Source organism: Methylomonas sp. 11b (genome assembly GCF_000515215.1).
In the GTDB taxonomy this organism is placed as follows: domain Bacteria; phylum Pseudomonadota; class Gammaproteobacteria; order Methylococcales; family Methylomonadaceae; genus Methylomonas.
In genome coordinates this window covers 4,639,912-4,653,343 of the sequence record NZ_KI911557.1, presented here as the reverse complement: position 1 = coordinate 4,653,343, position 13,432 = coordinate 4,639,912, and the positions used below count along the sequence as shown (strand labels likewise).

The following is a 13,432-nucleotide window of genomic DNA, read 5'->3' as shown; positions in this document are numbered from 1 at the left end:
ATGCAACGTATAGCGCTAACTCCCCGCAACGACTGGCAGCAGCGAGTGGAAGCGGTGGGTATGACTTATCACACCCTGGACAACGAAGCCTACTGGGACGAATCGGCCTGCTATCGCTTCACGGCCAGCCAGATCGATATTCTCGACGATGCCACCGCCGAATTGCATGCATTGTGTCTAAAAGCCGTTCAGGCCATCATCGACCGCAAGTTGTTCAAGCAACTGCTGATTCCGGATTGGGCCGTGCCCTATATCGTCGATTCTTGGGAGCGGCGGGAACCCAGCGTTTACGGCCGCTTCGATCTGGCCTGGGACGGCAGCGGCCAGCCCAAATTGCTGGAATACAACGCCGACACGCCCACCGCGCTGCTGGAAGCGGCTGTGGTGCAATGGTTCTGGTTGCGGGAATGCTATCCGGACGCCGATCAATTCAATTCGATACACGAAAAACTGCTCGGCTTTTGGCAACATTACCGGCAGCACCAGCCCAGCCTGTATTTTGCCGGCGTGGACACCAGCGACGAGGATAGCGGCAACTTGGAGTATCTGCGCGATACCGCTGTGCAAGCTGGTCTGCAAACACAGCGCCTGGCGATCGACCAAATCGGCTGGGACACCAACGGGCAACGCTTTGTCGATCTGCGCAATAACCCCATCCGCGCGCTGTTCAAGCTTTATCCCTGGGAATGGCTGTTGCATGAGGAGTTTGGCCCTTACCTGCCGCAAGCCCAGCCCGCCATGCTGGAACCGCCCTGGAAGCTGCTGCTCAGCAACAAAGGCATGTTGCCGATTTTATGGGAGTTGTTTACCGACCACCCCAATCTGCTGCCGGCCAGTTTCGCCGACCAACCGTTGCTGGGCGATTATGTGCGCAAACCGCTGTATTCCCGTGAAGGCGCCAACATCCAGATTCGCCGTGGCGCCAGCCTCGTCGAAACCGGCGGTAGTTACGGCGGTGCAGCTTACATTTATCAAAGACACACGCCGCTGCCCAACTTTGCCGGCAATTTTCCGGTGATCGGCTCCTGGGTCATCGCCGATCAACCGGCCGGCATCGGCATACGTGAAGACAAAACCGAAATCACCGGCAACAATAGCCGCTTCATCCCGCATTATTTCGTCGAGAATTGACTATGGAATCGCTAGACCTCTCTAACCTCCTGGCCGGCGCTAATGGCTTTTTTCTGCACTTCGTCGCCGCTGCGGCACTGACCGGCCTGTTTGCTTTCTGTTATCTGTGGATTACGCCCTACGCCGAATTCAAACTGATCCGCGAGGGCAAAACGGCGCCGGCGGTGGCGTTTAGCGGCGCATTGCTGGGCTTTGTGTTGGCGCTATCGGGAGCTGTCGCCAATAGCGTGTCTTTTATCGACATGCTGATCTGGGCCGGCATTGCTTTATTTTTGCAGGTGCTGGTGTTTGTCGGGCTGAGACTGGCCTTTGCCGACCCATGTAAACGCATCGCCGACGACGAACTGGGGCCTGCCATCGTCCTGGCCGGCTTTGCGCTGGCGGCGGGCTTATTAAGCGCGGCCTGCATGACCTATTAAAGCCGTGACTGCCGCGAAACGCATCTTAATCGTCGAAGACGAACCGGCCATTGCCGACACTTTGATTTACGTGCTGAACAGCAGCGGTTATCAGACCGAGCATGTCGGCTTGCTGCAAACTGCGTTGTCTAGGCTGCAAACCGACTCGTTCTCCCTGGCGATTCTCGATGTCGGTCTGCCGGACGGCAACGGCTTTGACCTGTGCCGGCAGTTACGCCGCTTCTCCGACATTCCGGTGATTTTTCTAACCGCGCACGGTGACGAAATCGACCGCATCGTCGGTTTGGAAATCGGTGCCGACGATTACGTCACCAAGCCGTTCAGCCCACGCGAAGTGGCGGCTAGAGTGGGCGTAATCTTGCGCCGACTCGGTAACTCCAGCGCTAACAAGCAAGCGCCGACAACAAGAGCAGCGTTTGACTTGGATAGCCAAGGCGGCCGCATCCGCTATTGCGGGCAGTTGCTGGATTTAACCCGTTACGAATTTTTGTTGCTGAAACTATTGATTGAGCACCCGGAGCGGATTTTCTCCCGCGAACAACTGCTGGAAAGAATCTGGCGAGACCCCGGCGATGTGTTCGACCGCACCGTCGATACCCACATCAAAACCTTGCGCGCCAAACTGCGCACTGCGGCCGCCGACCAAGACCCGATACGCACCCATCGCGGCCTGGGTTATAGCTTGCAAGGCCGATGAAGTTATCAGTACGGCTGTTTTTGGGTTATTTCCTGCTGGTGGCCGTGACCGGGCAACTGGTGTTGTTGCTGGTGGTAAAACAGATCGGCCCCGGCGTGCGCACCGCGCTGGAAGCCAGCTTGGTCGACACCGCCAACCTGCTGGCCGAACTGGCCGCGCCGGACTTGTTGCAGGGTAACATCGCCGACGGCCATTTCGCCCAGGCAGTCAAGCGTTACAGCAAGCGGCCGGTGTCAGCGACCATCTTCGGATTTCCCAAACAATCCCTGGATTACCGGGTTTACGTGACCGACGCGACCGGCATCGTCCGTTTTGACTCGGCGGGTACGGCAGTCGGCGAAAACTACGCCCGTTGGAACGACGTGTATCTAACCCTGCAAGGCCAATACGGCGCCCGTTCCACGCAGGCCAATCCCGGCGATAAGACCAGCTCGACCATGCATGTCGCCGCACCGGTACGCGACGGCGAGAAGTTGATAGGCGTGGTCACCGTCGCCTACCCCACCGCCCTGCTGCAACCCATTGTCGACGCCAGCAAGAATGCCATACAACGCGGCGCCTTCTGGCTATTCGGCGGCGCTTTACTGTTCGGCGCGATATTCAACTGGCGCTTGACCCGCGCCATCGATCTATTGGTCGGCTACGCCCGCAGCATCGCGTCCGGCGGCAAAGCCAGCCCGCCCAAATTGCGCAGCGTCGAGCTGTCCACACTGGCACGCGCCCTGGAAAGCATGCGTCAGGAATTGGAAGGCAAACAATACGTCGAGCGTTACGTACAAACCCTGACCCACGAGATGAAAAGCCCGCTGGCGGCAATTCGTGGCGCGGCGGAGTTGCTGGAAGAACCGCTGCCGGATGCCGACCGCCGCCGTTTCGCCGGCAATGCCAAAGAACAAGCCGAGCGCCTGGACCAGTTAATCGAACGACTATTGGGACTGGCGGAATTAGAGCAACGCCAGCAATTATCCGATCCACAACTATTGGATTTGGGCGAATTGGTCAATAGAGTCCTGGCCGAAAAAGCCCCGCAACTCCTGCAATTACATTTGCAAACAGTTGTGTCGCTGGACGAACCGCTACCGGTGCTGGCGGAAGAATTTTTATTGCGGCAGGCCATTTCCAATTTATTGGATAACGCGTTAGCCTTCGCACCTCCCTATTCGGCGATCGAAATCCACGGCAACCGCGATGGGAACCTAATCGTTCTGCACATCCGCGACCATGGTCCAGGTATCCCCGACTACGCGCTGGAGCGTGTGTTCGAACGCTTCTACTCTCTGCCGCGCCCCAACAACGGCCGCAAAAGCACCGGCCTGGGTTTGGCCTTCGTTCGGGAAGTAGCTACGTTACATGGCGGCGAGATCAAGGTCGGCAATGCCGAGGGCGGCGGGGCGGAGGCGGTGCTGAGTTTGCCTAAGGTTGACGGGTAAATAGTCGTTACTGATAAGGATAGGCGCACGCTATGTTAGGCTAGGCCATGAAGCAATTTAACTGGAACACAGAGAAGAACCAGACCCTAATCGCCGAACGAGGCATCTCATTCGAAGACATACTATTTGCAGTTTAATCCGGCGATTTGCTGGATGACGCGACCCACCCCAATCCAGATAAATATTCAAATCAAAGAATGCTTGTTGTGGATGTCGATAACTACGCTTATTTGGTGCCTTACGTCGAAACCAGCGAAGAAATTTTTCTGAAAACCATCATCCCCTGTCGCAAAGCGAGGAAACACCATCTGCGAGACGGACATGACTAACGTAAACTTGGATCAAGATGAACAGGCATTTTTAAGCGCCTTCGAAGCCGACGAATTCGAATCCGTGTTGACCGACGAACGTAAGGCCGATTTAGCTACGGCCGCCGAAGCAACCTTTAAAAAAGACAAGCGCATCAACATCAGAATATCCGCCAGGGATTTAGCGGCGTTACAACGCCGAGCCTTGCAGGAAGGATTGCCATATCAGACGTTAGTTGCCAGCGTGTTGCACAAATATGTCTCCGGGAGTCTGCGGGATGTTATGTCGGACAATATTCGGGGTTAACGAGCATTTAGGATTTGCATGGGTGTTTCATTAAGTATTTGATATACACGAATGCCGTCGAATAGGCTTGCCGGTATACTTTGTTTGTTGGTTTTTGATGATCCGGCACATGACGCTAACACTGATGCCTCCTAAGCGTACAGAAACTTTCTAATAAACTCCCAGGCGCGCCGTTGAAACACAACCCTAAATCTACTGTTGAATATGGAAACCAGAGGCTCGTGATAGCCCCATTTGGCGCCCTGCCTGCGACATTTTTTTTGATGCTTTGGGCCGCCCTATTAATTCCGGACTTTGAGCCACGCTATTTAGACATTTTATGGCTCGCTATGGATACACTTGGCGTTTTTGGTTTGTGGCTAGCAGTATTTCAAAATCCTCGGGAGTCTAATATTCGAAGCACGGTCACCTTTACTTTTCTTATTGCCGGACTAATTGCCGAGGGCCCGGTTCTATATGAGTTGGTAATATCCTTTTTTACGGTTACTCCTCTAACATTTTCGGCAAAAAGCTTTCTTGACTTGGGAACGTGGTGCTTTATTGCGACATTCTTCGGGCCAGCGACTTGTGCCTCGCATTACTGTTTCCACTATATCGCAGCAAGACTAAGCCAGGTAGGTCAGGGTGCGCGCTAGCGTTCCCTGACAATTTGGCTTCGATTCGTCACGTAGCCGCTCGGCAACTGCTCCTGCGTTGCCCTAACTCCTGCATCCATACAGTCGTATCGCGCCAACGTGACCTACATCATTCACTGCATTCATAGAGCTTGCTAAGTCAGGGAACGCTGTCGCGTACCCTGACCTACATGTCCACACTGCTCCACATTAAACATTAAATACTCCCAGTTTCAAGCCTGCAACAAAGCGGTTTTTAACCTATATTTTCCAAATATTTGCATAACCTACGATCACTATCGATGGAAGACGACTACGCGATTTTTAACCAGAAACAGATTGTCAATTACCTAACTGAAATCCAGCAGCGTAATTGTATTTTGTCCGCTCGCTATGGCGTGAATAATCAATCGTTTTTAACCGCGATCGTGCAAATTGACCTTAAGCATAATACGTTGGCGATAGACATTGCGCCGACGAAAGAATTGACGGACCGTTTGTTACTGACCAAGCGTGTGCATTTCTTCACGCAGGTGGATGGGATTGAAGCGACATTTCAAGGGGTGAACATCAAACTGGTGCAAAGCCCGCAGGGCGCGGTGTTAATGATGCCCTTGCCTGATAGGCTGTATTGGCGGCAGCGGCGCAATTATTACCGGGTGAAAGTACCGCAATCGCATGTCGGCACCTATTGTCAATTTAGCTTTAACATAACCGACGCCGCCACGGGCGTTCAATCTGCCCTTACAAAAACCTTCAAACTGCTGGATATCGGTTTGTGCGGTCTGGCCTTAATCAATCCCGAGCATGCGTTACAACAAGATTTACTGTCTATCGAAGCGGTCAGTTGCACGTTATTCCTGCACGATCACGAACATCATCATGCCGATGTCGGGCTACACGCCAAATATAGTATCGATGTCAAAACCAGCGCGATAAGCACCGCGCATCGGATAGGTTTTCAATTTACCGCCATTTCGCCGGCTTTTGAGAGCAGCGTGCAAATTTACATGCAATCCATAGAACGGATGCAGAAAAACATCGAGAGTCATTAGAACAGCGTTAACACGCCCTGTTTCTGTTAATCTCCAACGACAGCTAGGCTCAAACCAAAACCCGATTCAAAAGGCGAGTTCACGGTAGCCATCGATGCCAGAGAGAACCATGCCTTCCGCACCACAAGGGCTTGGCTTTGCAATTACACCCGTTTAGACAAAAGGCAAGATATTGTGTCAGTCATCAGACTATTGCTACCCGCACCAGGGTTTGCAGAAATTAGCCTTAATCCGGAAGAGCTGGAGAAACAAGGTGTTGTTGTCATAACAACGGAGCCAAATACTGCGGAACCGATGAATTTCGCGGCTTTAGACCTAGTCCTGATCGATGGGGAGGCGGCCTTGCAGGACAATCTGGCCCTAATCGATCAAATAAAATCTATTGCTCCCGCGTGTAAATTTATGGTCCTGCTTCGCCATTCCAGCGCCCATGCCGTGACTTATATGCAGGCCGGTGTGAAGGGGTTTTTGGCAGTGCTTCCCGACGCGGTGAAGTTGACCGAGATCATCCGCAAGCTTGTGCAAGGTGAATATTACCTGGACCAAAACATAGCGCAGTTGTTGGCCATGCGGCAAATCAAAAAGCAGCTAGATCCATTTGTATCGCTCAGCTCCCGCGAATTTGATGTATTTTGTCTGTTAGCCGAAGGCTGTTCATTACAAGCGATAGCGCTGCAGTTGGGCATTAGCAGTAAAACCGTGTCCAATTGCCAAACTCAAATCAAACTGAAACTGGCTATCGATAATCGAGGCTCGCTAAGAAAGTTTGCGAATTGCCATGGCTTGATTATCGATAACAGCGTATGATTCCCGTCATTCGGGAATTTTTCCTTTTATTTGCGAGGTAGCTTATGAAAAAGTCATTGTTAACATTATCTGTATTAGCCGGTTTTGGCATGTTGTCCGCTAGTGCCGTGGCAGCCGATCAAGGCCTGGAAAACTGCATCCAAGCCGTAAAAAAAGAAAAAGCGGGCGAACTGGTCAAACTGGAAAAGCTCAACGTAGCCGGCAAAGGCGCTTACGAATTGGAACTGCGCGACAACAACCGCCAGGAATGGGAGTTCATGTGCGATGCCGACAGCGGCAAGCTGACCGAGAAAGAATCTGAAGTGGCTGATCCGAATAGCCAGGCATTCAAAAAGAATGTCAAAGTCACAGAGGAAGATGCCGCAGCAATTGCGCTAAAAGCCAACCCCGGCAAGATTGAGGAGGTCGAATACGAAGTGGAGGAAAACGGCGGCTCGTCTTATGAATTCGACATCGTCAACGACAAAGGCTTAGAAACCAAAGTCGAAGTCGACGCCGCCAGCGGAAAAATCATCGAAACCGCTACCGAGGAATGGGAAATCGGCGAGGAAGTTGACGAAAAACGTTAAGCGTCAATCCCGGCCTTTACAGATAGCCCGATCAAGGGGACTCTTTCAATAAGAGTCCCCCACAGTACGCCGAATACCGCCATAAACCACGGTTAACGGTTAGGCGTATCCGATACTCATGTTCAGCTATTGATATCAAAGCCTATTGCCTGCCGATGTTTCTCCCAGGTGTTATCCAACAATAGGAAATAACCGAATAACTGGTATTGGTATTCCGCCGGATCGGTAGCCGAGTGAAACGGCACCAGCAGCGCGGTGGAATAAATCAATTGCCCCAGAAACAAGCCCTCTGCAATCTCCACCAACTCATCCAGACACGTACCTATCGGTGCCGGCCCGCCGATTAGCGGATAGCGGTAGTGAAACTGGAAGACTTTCTTGGCTTTATCCGGTCCGTTGTTCATCGGCAAAATCGATTCCCGATCATCTACACCCAAAAAGCTATAGCCCTGCCTGACGAACGGCGAAGGTCCGGCATCGGTGAGCTGTTGTATGGATGGTAGCGGCGGATGGTAATTCATATCCAATACCCTGAACAACGCATCGGTGGGTAGGATGCGCGAATCCTGGATGTTATTGCCAAATACCCAATGTTCGGCAGCTTCCCGTTCCCAGAAGGACTTGTCGGCTTTCGACATGCCCTGGTCCCAACTGCCGCTGCTCAAATGTTCGGCGTATAAGCCCGGCTCTGGCCAATAATGCTCACGATTTTTTTCAACCAAGGCGTAATGCGGAAAGCAGGCCGGATGAGCTTTTAGCTCGGCTACCCGCTCCGGATAGCGTTGCGCCAGGTCGTCGCTCTCGTCCAGCAGCATGCTCAACTTACGGCCACTGATCCGTTCGAAAGATTTACCGGCCCAAGGAAATATAAAGCGGCCGATATTGGCCCACACCGCGTTCAGCAAATTGGGCGCGCGCGGATCGTTTTGCAGCCTATCGGCCAGCGCGGCCGGAATCATGCTGTTCTCCTGTAAAGAGCGGGCGATGTTGGCTATAAAGCTGTCGCCAAAACCCCAATGCAAATTCAACGTCGCGCCGTGGTAATAATCAAAGCCGCTGCAAGGATCGCTTTGCCCGTACCAATCGCGCGCTTCGGGCGCATCGAAACGGGTGTTGTAGCCCAGGCCCTGGCCTTGAAACACGCCATCGGCAATGCCAGGCGCAACGCCGCAGCGAAACAGGCGATTCAACACTTCAAAATGCCGCAGGTGATCGTCGAATCCGCTGGCTGCGGAAATCTTGCCTTGCTGGCGTTGCAACATCTGCAAAATGGATTCGCCTGGCTGTAGTAACTCCCGCACATCGCCATCGTCACTTTTTGGCGATGCTTCCAGGCAAAATGTGGTGAATTTCCGATTCAACTCTGGTTCGTCGCGCCAGCCGCTCGCCCAATCCACGCCGTCTGCTGAGGCGCCCGGTTTGGCCGGCACCGGTTTATCGTAGCCTAGCTCCTTCCAGCCGCGTTCTCCGGGGCGCGGCCGCAGGTTGGGAAAGGCCGAGTCGGCAAACGCCTCGCGGGCGCGAGCGGTATCTATCATCAAAAAGAAACCGTTATTTTGATAGCCGTAATCGACCGAGTTATTGCCGGTATACGCTTCGCCCAATTCCCACTCCGGCGGATGATCACCGAATAAGGGTAACTGCAAAGTGCCCAGACTGTAATGATGGGTGGCCATGACCAATTGTCCCAAATAGACGCCGTCTTCGATTTGTACCAATTCGTCGATTAGCCGTGTCATCGGGAACGCCGGATGCAAATTGTGCCAACGATAATTGAGCTGATACACGGCTTTGCTGTTCATCTCTCCAACCACTGACTTGCCAGGCAAGGACAGGAAAATCCCGCCGGTTTTCACATACGGAATGGCTTTTTCCTTGGCCAGATTTTGCGCAAGCAATTGGCTATCGAAGCCCTGCGCTTTGGTATCCAAAGGCCGGTCCCGCAAACTCCAGAATTGGGTCAGGACCGGCATACCCAAGCTTTGAATGAAATTGGGATCGTCCGGTTCGCGGAAAAAATTCCGGCCGATACGAGTCGTTTCCGGATCGTAATTAAAGATCGCGACCGGATCGTGGCCACATTTCGTGGCGAACACCTCTTTAGTCAACGGCTCAAACGTCTTACCCATCCATAAACCGGTACTGGCGTAAGTAACATTCCACAGCGTCGCCATCCATTCCAGATGCGCCAGCAGCGAACGGTTTTCACCGTGTTTCTTGGCTGCCTCCTTAAAATAATCGCTGTCGCGAATAGACATCGAAACGCCGATCATCGGGCCGTCCAGCGGCGTGCTGGTGCCGCACTTGAATAAGGTCAGCAGTTTTTCGTGGACAGCGTCCCATTCCTCGCGGCGGCGATTGTCTCCCAGAATTTTGCGAAAGCGGCCCAGCATAGGCAGCGCGCCGTCTTGAAGATCGTTGGCAAGAATAGCTTCGAGCGCATTGGCCAACGCTTGTGTTTCAGGCTCCGAAGCGGTTGGGAAATTGGCGACATTGAGATAGTTGTTCATGGTCCTTCCCCTGTATTTGTTATATTTTTTGCTTAGGCCGGACGTATGGCTCCGGCTCAAAAGCCTTGTTGTTTTAGGTCTTTGACTATGTCGAGGTACACCGCAGGAACATTGAAATGAGTAAGCAGCATGCCGCGATAGTCCACCAAGTCGCCATGCGACAAGCCGTGGTCCGGATTGCCATCGCCTATCAGTCCGCGAAATCTGCCCCATTGGCAGGACAGCGTGGAGACCATGCCGTCGTTGTCGCCTTCTATGCGCTTCAGCAACACATGGGTGGCAGCAAACACAGGGTCGTCGATAGCCAGGCGCATCAGCGTCCCATAGCTTTGGTAATACACGCCGGGCACATCAAGTATTTGTCGATTAAATTCCGCTAGGTAACTACGAGTCAGCTGTTTAATGGCCATGCCAGCTTGGGGGCTTTTGTCGCCGGTGATCCTGGCCAGAATGTCCATCGCGCCGAACCCCAATCTCTGCGCCAGGCGTTTGAAGAAATTTACGCTCAAAAGGTTTTGGGTATCGGGAATGTCGCCAGCGACCAGATCCGCCACGGCCGAGCCATGGTGTGGGGTGCATACCGTGGTCAGACTGGCGACCTTATCGGCCATATCCAGCTTGGAAATCAGGTAGCGTGCCTCCAGGCCGCCCTTGGAATGGGCGATGATGTTGACCTTTGCCGAGCCGGTTTGGCTAAGCACCTGTTCAACATTAGGCTTCAGGACGAGTGCGCTGTTTTCGTGGCTATTCCAGGCATCCATACCGCCCTGAAATACCCGAGCACCGGCTGCCTCCAGTGTATTAGGAATGCGCCCCCATGAGTTTAACATCAGCATGTCGTCGCGGTACCCGATGCCGTGTAACAAGACGATGGGGTATAGGGTGCGGCAAGATAGAGCGGCTTCGGTATTGGCGTTCATGAGTGGTCTCCTGCTTATCGGCTTAGCCCGCGCAAATGCCGTACTTGGGCAAAATATCGTGCAGCACCGTCAAGCGATGCAATTGCAAGGCGTCGTGGAATAACTTCCAGTTACTGCTTAAAAATCCGGGCTTATAGGGATGAACGCGCAGATCCCAACTGCTGCCCAAGGCTTTCTCCTTCCAGGATCCCACGCCTTCCGCGACGTAACTAATCTCGGCGCCGCCAAAACTAAATCTTTCGCCGTTAAAGCCGTTTTTGACGATATCCAGCCATCTGTCGTGACGCGTCTTATCTTCTTTAATTTTTAATTCCAGAAAGATTTTATTCAGTAAGGCCTTATCCGCAGCCGGCAACCCGCTTGGAGGTTTATTCAGGTACTGCTGCATGGCTTTACACATCGCATCCGCAGCCTTGCAAAAATCCGTGGGGTTATCGCGTTCAACCCAGACACCGCGACCGTTCTTATACTGCCAATGCAAAAACGGCAGATCGGGAAACATCTTGGCGCGACCATGACCCAAGGGCGGAATGACATCGTCCAGCCAATCCTCCAGCATATGCTGGAGTTGCTTGGCATACATACCGGAGCTTTTGATTTCTCTGGCATGTTCCACTTGGTTAATCTCGTGAATTACCCCGGCAAAGCCTTGGTGCGACCAGGTGTCCGCATACACATGCAGAGCAATCCCCAGCCGATGCAGACTGTATGGTTTGTCTTTATCGTTGACGGCGGCCTGCACCATCTCCTTGGCCGGCGGACTATCGGGCAGGCAGACGATTTTCTGGATAAATGTACCGTCCGGATCCTCGCCCGGCCCCTTGCCGCCGTTACCCGGCAAAAAATGGAACGGCAACCAGATCAGGTGGTTGTAATCATTGTTTAAATTGCCGACATCGGTGCTTTTGTGCGAGGAATGAATTCGCGCATAAAACGCGTCGTTGTCAAAATGCACGACGCCTTCGCTGACGGCGTCGTCCACATATTGTGCCGAATAGGCGATGATGTCGGCCTGATCGTGCTCGAAACCGGCAGTGCGGGCGGTGACATAGGTGACGGCGTGATGGAAATCGGTTTGCATGACAACTCTCCTTGAAATCAACTGGCTTGCAAGCAATCGATGCAATGTCCAATTTCGGCGTCGCTCATGAATGCGCTGTGCCGATATTCGACATCGATACCGAAGCGTTGCAGCTTGTCCAGCCATAATGGGTTATAAGGCAAGGCGCTGACCTGCTTGATCTGGTGCTCCCGCAAAAATCGGGCTATGCCGCGCAGGTTTTCCTCGGTGGCGGTAATGTTCGGAATTAACGGAATACGTACCTTGACCGGAATGTCGGCGATCTCGGTCAGGCGCTGCAAATTATCCAGAATAGGCCGATTGGAATGGCCGGTGTGCTGGATACTCGCAGCTTCGTCTATCAGTTTTAAGTCGAAATAGATCAAATCCAACCAAGGCAGCAGTAAGCGGGTAAAACGCCCAAAATTGAACATGCCGTTGGTTTCGACGGCGGTACGAATGCCCGCGGCTTTGAGTTTTTTAAAAAACTCGTGCAGAAAATTCATCTGCATGGTGCATTCGCCACCGGACGCCGTAACGCCGCCGCCGGTAGCATCATAAAAGGGCTTGTCTATTGCCACCCGGTAAAACAGCTCGTCCACGCTCAGCCATTGGCCAACCAGCTCCAAGGCATGCCGAGAGCACACCGTCGCGCAGCGCCCGCATTTATCGCAGCGCTCTCGATCAAGCCGCAGCAGCTGGTCTTGCAGGGTTAAGGCTTTTAATTTACAAGCCTTGAGACAAGGCCGATCACAGTCGTCCGGATCACAGAGCTCGGGGCGAAAAGACAGAGATGGCCCCGGAGCTAGGCCCTCGGGATTTTGACACCAACTGCAACGCAGCGGACAGCCCTTGAAAAACACTGTGGTACGGATGCCCGGTCCGTCCTCGCTGGTATTACGTTTGATATCGAAGATGTAGGCTTTGCTGTCCATCTTCCTGCTCCATGTTCAGGCCGCTTTGGGAAGGTCCAGGGACAACTGAATATCCGTGGCGATAGCGCCCAGTTTGAAAAGATGTCCGACATGGCCGGTCAGTTGCACCAGATTCTCCAGCAGCAAACCGACGATATCCACACCGGAACGGCCCAATAGGCCGATAATGGATTGCACATCCTTGAAGCGCACGACCAGATCGACCTGGCTGGGGTCGTTCTCAATTTGGTCAGCTTGATTTTCAGTCAGCACTTGCGTATCCACCAGCGCCAGCGAGTTCAGCGCCTGTCCGAATGGGGTCTTGATATACAGCGCATCGGGATCGGGGCAAAACCTCAGCAACACATTCATATCGTCGCCGCGCCGGCTGGTGCGGATCAGAAATTTGCCTTGGTAATAACGGCGACCACCCGGCGCGGCGGGATCGAGAATCACGAAATTTTCCTCGAAAAAGGCATGAGCCTTGGCGGCTTGCGCGGCATCCAGGTGGCAATCGCGCAATATATAGCCAAATCCCAACCGCAGCGCGACAGCCATACCGCCGGCCAGTAAACGACCTTGGGCCTTATCCAGCACAGCCGGCAGTTCGCCAGCCTGGGTCGCGGCCTTAGCGCCCAGCTTCAAGGTTTTTTGTAAATTCGGCAGCAAACAGGGAAATCCGGCATGCATG

The 13,432-nt window shown here is 53.3% G+C and carries 14 protein-coding genes; 9 read left to right on the top strand and 5 right to left on the bottom strand.

All coding sequences use genetic code 11. The features are described from left to right. From METH11B_RS0122380 to METH11B_RS0122335, 9 genes are all read left to right on the top strand, one after another. A complete protein-coding gene (locus METH11B_RS0122380; protein WP_026603955.1) occupies positions 1-1,131 on the top strand; it encodes a glutathionylspermidine synthase family protein in 1,131 nt (376 codons plus the stop codon). 2 nt (positions 1,132-1,133) lie between these two features. Continuing rightward, positions 1,134-1,550: a DUF350 domain-containing protein gene (locus METH11B_RS0122375; RefSeq protein WP_026603954.1), complete on the top strand. Its 417-nt coding sequence runs from the start codon at positions 1,134-1,136 to the stop codon at positions 1,548-1,550. A gap of 4 nt (positions 1,551-1,554) precedes the next feature. Continuing rightward, the gene (creB, locus tag METH11B_RS0122370; RefSeq protein WP_026603953.1) at positions 1,555-2,247 is read left to right on the top strand and encodes a two-component system response regulator CreB; all 693 of its coding nucleotides are present in this window, start codon (positions 1,555-1,557) and stop codon (positions 2,245-2,247) included. After that, on the top strand, positions 2,244-3,677 hold the full coding sequence (gene creC / locus METH11B_RS0122365) for a two-component system sensor histidine kinase CreC (RefSeq protein WP_026603952.1): 1,434 nt from the start codon (positions 2,244-2,246) through the stop codon (positions 3,675-3,677). The genes creB and creC overlap by 4 nt, the downstream gene beginning before the upstream one ends. 321 nt (positions 3,678-3,998) lie before the next feature. Then, complete coding sequence (locus METH11B_RS0122355) at positions 3,999-4,292, top strand: hypothetical protein (protein ID WP_026603951.1); 294 nt, start codon at positions 3,999-4,001, stop codon at positions 4,290-4,292. A gap of 173 nt (positions 4,293-4,465) precedes the next feature. After that, complete coding sequence (locus METH11B_RS0122350; protein WP_026603950.1) at positions 4,466-4,927, top strand: hypothetical protein; 462 nt, start codon at positions 4,466-4,468, stop codon at positions 4,925-4,927. A 281-nt stretch (positions 4,928-5,208) separates the two neighbouring features. Then, positions 5,209-5,961, top strand: coding sequence for a flagellar brake protein (locus tag METH11B_RS0122345; protein ID WP_026603949.1), 753 nt, complete (start codon positions 5,209-5,211; stop codon positions 5,959-5,961). A 174-nt stretch (positions 5,962-6,135) separates the two neighbouring features. Continuing rightward, complete coding sequence (locus tag METH11B_RS28070) at positions 6,136-6,768, top strand: LuxR C-terminal-related transcriptional regulator (RefSeq protein WP_155931179.1); 633 nt, start codon at positions 6,136-6,138, stop codon at positions 6,766-6,768. Between the two features lie 44 nt (positions 6,769-6,812). Next, positions 6,813-7,337, top strand: a complete 525-nt coding sequence (locus METH11B_RS0122335) for a PepSY domain-containing protein (RefSeq protein ID WP_026603947.1) — start codon at positions 6,813-6,815, stop codon at positions 7,335-7,337. A gap of 122 nt (positions 7,338-7,459) precedes the next feature. Here the strand turns inward: METH11B_RS0122335 and METH11B_RS0122330 are convergent, their stop codons facing one another. From METH11B_RS0122330 to METH11B_RS0122310, 5 genes are read right to left on the bottom strand one after another with little or no spacing between them, the layout of a single operon-like run. Further along, positions 7,460-9,847: a hypothetical protein gene (locus METH11B_RS0122330; protein ID WP_026603946.1), complete on the bottom strand. Its 2,388-nt coding sequence runs from the start codon at positions 9,845-9,847 to the stop codon at positions 7,460-7,462. A gap of 56 nt (positions 9,848-9,903) precedes the next feature. After that, on the bottom strand, positions 9,904-10,767 hold the full coding sequence (locus METH11B_RS0122325; RefSeq protein WP_026603945.1) for an esterase/lipase family protein: 864 nt from the start codon (positions 10,765-10,767) through the stop codon (positions 9,904-9,906). Positions 10,768-10,789: 22 nt separating this feature from the next. Next, positions 10,790-11,848 (bottom strand): DUF6765 family protein, encoded by a 1,059-nt coding sequence (locus METH11B_RS0122320; protein WP_026603944.1) that lies wholly within the window; start codon positions 11,846-11,848, stop codon positions 10,790-10,792. A gap of 17 nt (positions 11,849-11,865) precedes the next feature. Next, positions 11,866-12,762: a glycyl-radical enzyme activating protein gene (locus METH11B_RS0122315; protein WP_026603943.1), complete on the bottom strand. Its 897-nt coding sequence runs from the start codon at positions 12,760-12,762 to the stop codon at positions 11,866-11,868. 15 nt (positions 12,763-12,777) lie between these two features. Then, on the bottom strand, positions 12,778-13,431 hold the full coding sequence (locus tag METH11B_RS0122310) for a hypothetical protein (RefSeq protein ID WP_026603942.1): 654 nt from the start codon (positions 13,429-13,431) through the stop codon (positions 12,778-12,780). Position 13,432: the final 1 nt, after the last annotated feature.

Bases quoted from the DNA above. Each gene is read 5' to 3' on its own strand.
- METH11B_RS0122380 (WP_026603955.1), top strand. From the start codon at position 1: ATGCAACGTATAGCGCTAACTCCCCGCAACGACTGGCAGCAGCGAGTG.
- METH11B_RS0122375 (WP_026603954.1), top strand. From the start codon at position 1,134: ATGGAATCGCTAGACCTCTCTAACCTCCTGGCCGGCGCTAATGGCTTT.
- creC (WP_026603952.1), top strand. From the start codon at position 2,244: ATGAAGTTATCAGTACGGCTGTTTTTGGGTTATTTCCTGCTGGTGGCC.
- METH11B_RS0122355 (WP_026603951.1), top strand. From the start codon at position 3,999: ATGACTAACGTAAACTTGGATCAAGATGAACAGGCATTTTTAAGCGCC.
- METH11B_RS0122345 (WP_026603949.1), top strand. From the start codon at position 5,209: ATGGAAGACGACTACGCGATTTTTAACCAGAAACAGATTGTCAATTAC.
- METH11B_RS0122335 (WP_026603947.1), top strand. From the start codon at position 6,813: ATGAAAAAGTCATTGTTAACATTATCTGTATTAGCCGGTTTTGGCATG.
- METH11B_RS0122330 (WP_026603946.1), bottom strand. From the start codon at position 9,847: ATGAACAACTATCTCAATGTCGCCAATTTCCCAACCGCTTCGGAGCCT.
- METH11B_RS0122325 (WP_026603945.1), bottom strand. From the start codon at position 10,767: ATGAACGCCAATACCGAAGCCGCTCTATCTTGCCGCACCCTATACCCC.
- METH11B_RS0122320 (WP_026603944.1), bottom strand. From the start codon at position 11,848: ATGCAAACCGATTTCCATCACGCCGTCACCTATGTCACCGCCCGCACT.
- METH11B_RS0122315 (WP_026603943.1), bottom strand. From the start codon at position 12,762: ATGGACAGCAAAGCCTACATCTTCGATATCAAACGTAATACCAGCGAG.
- METH11B_RS0122310 (WP_026603942.1), bottom strand. From the start codon at position 13,431: ATGCATGCCGGATTTCCCTGTTTGCTGCCGAATTTACAAAAAACCTTG.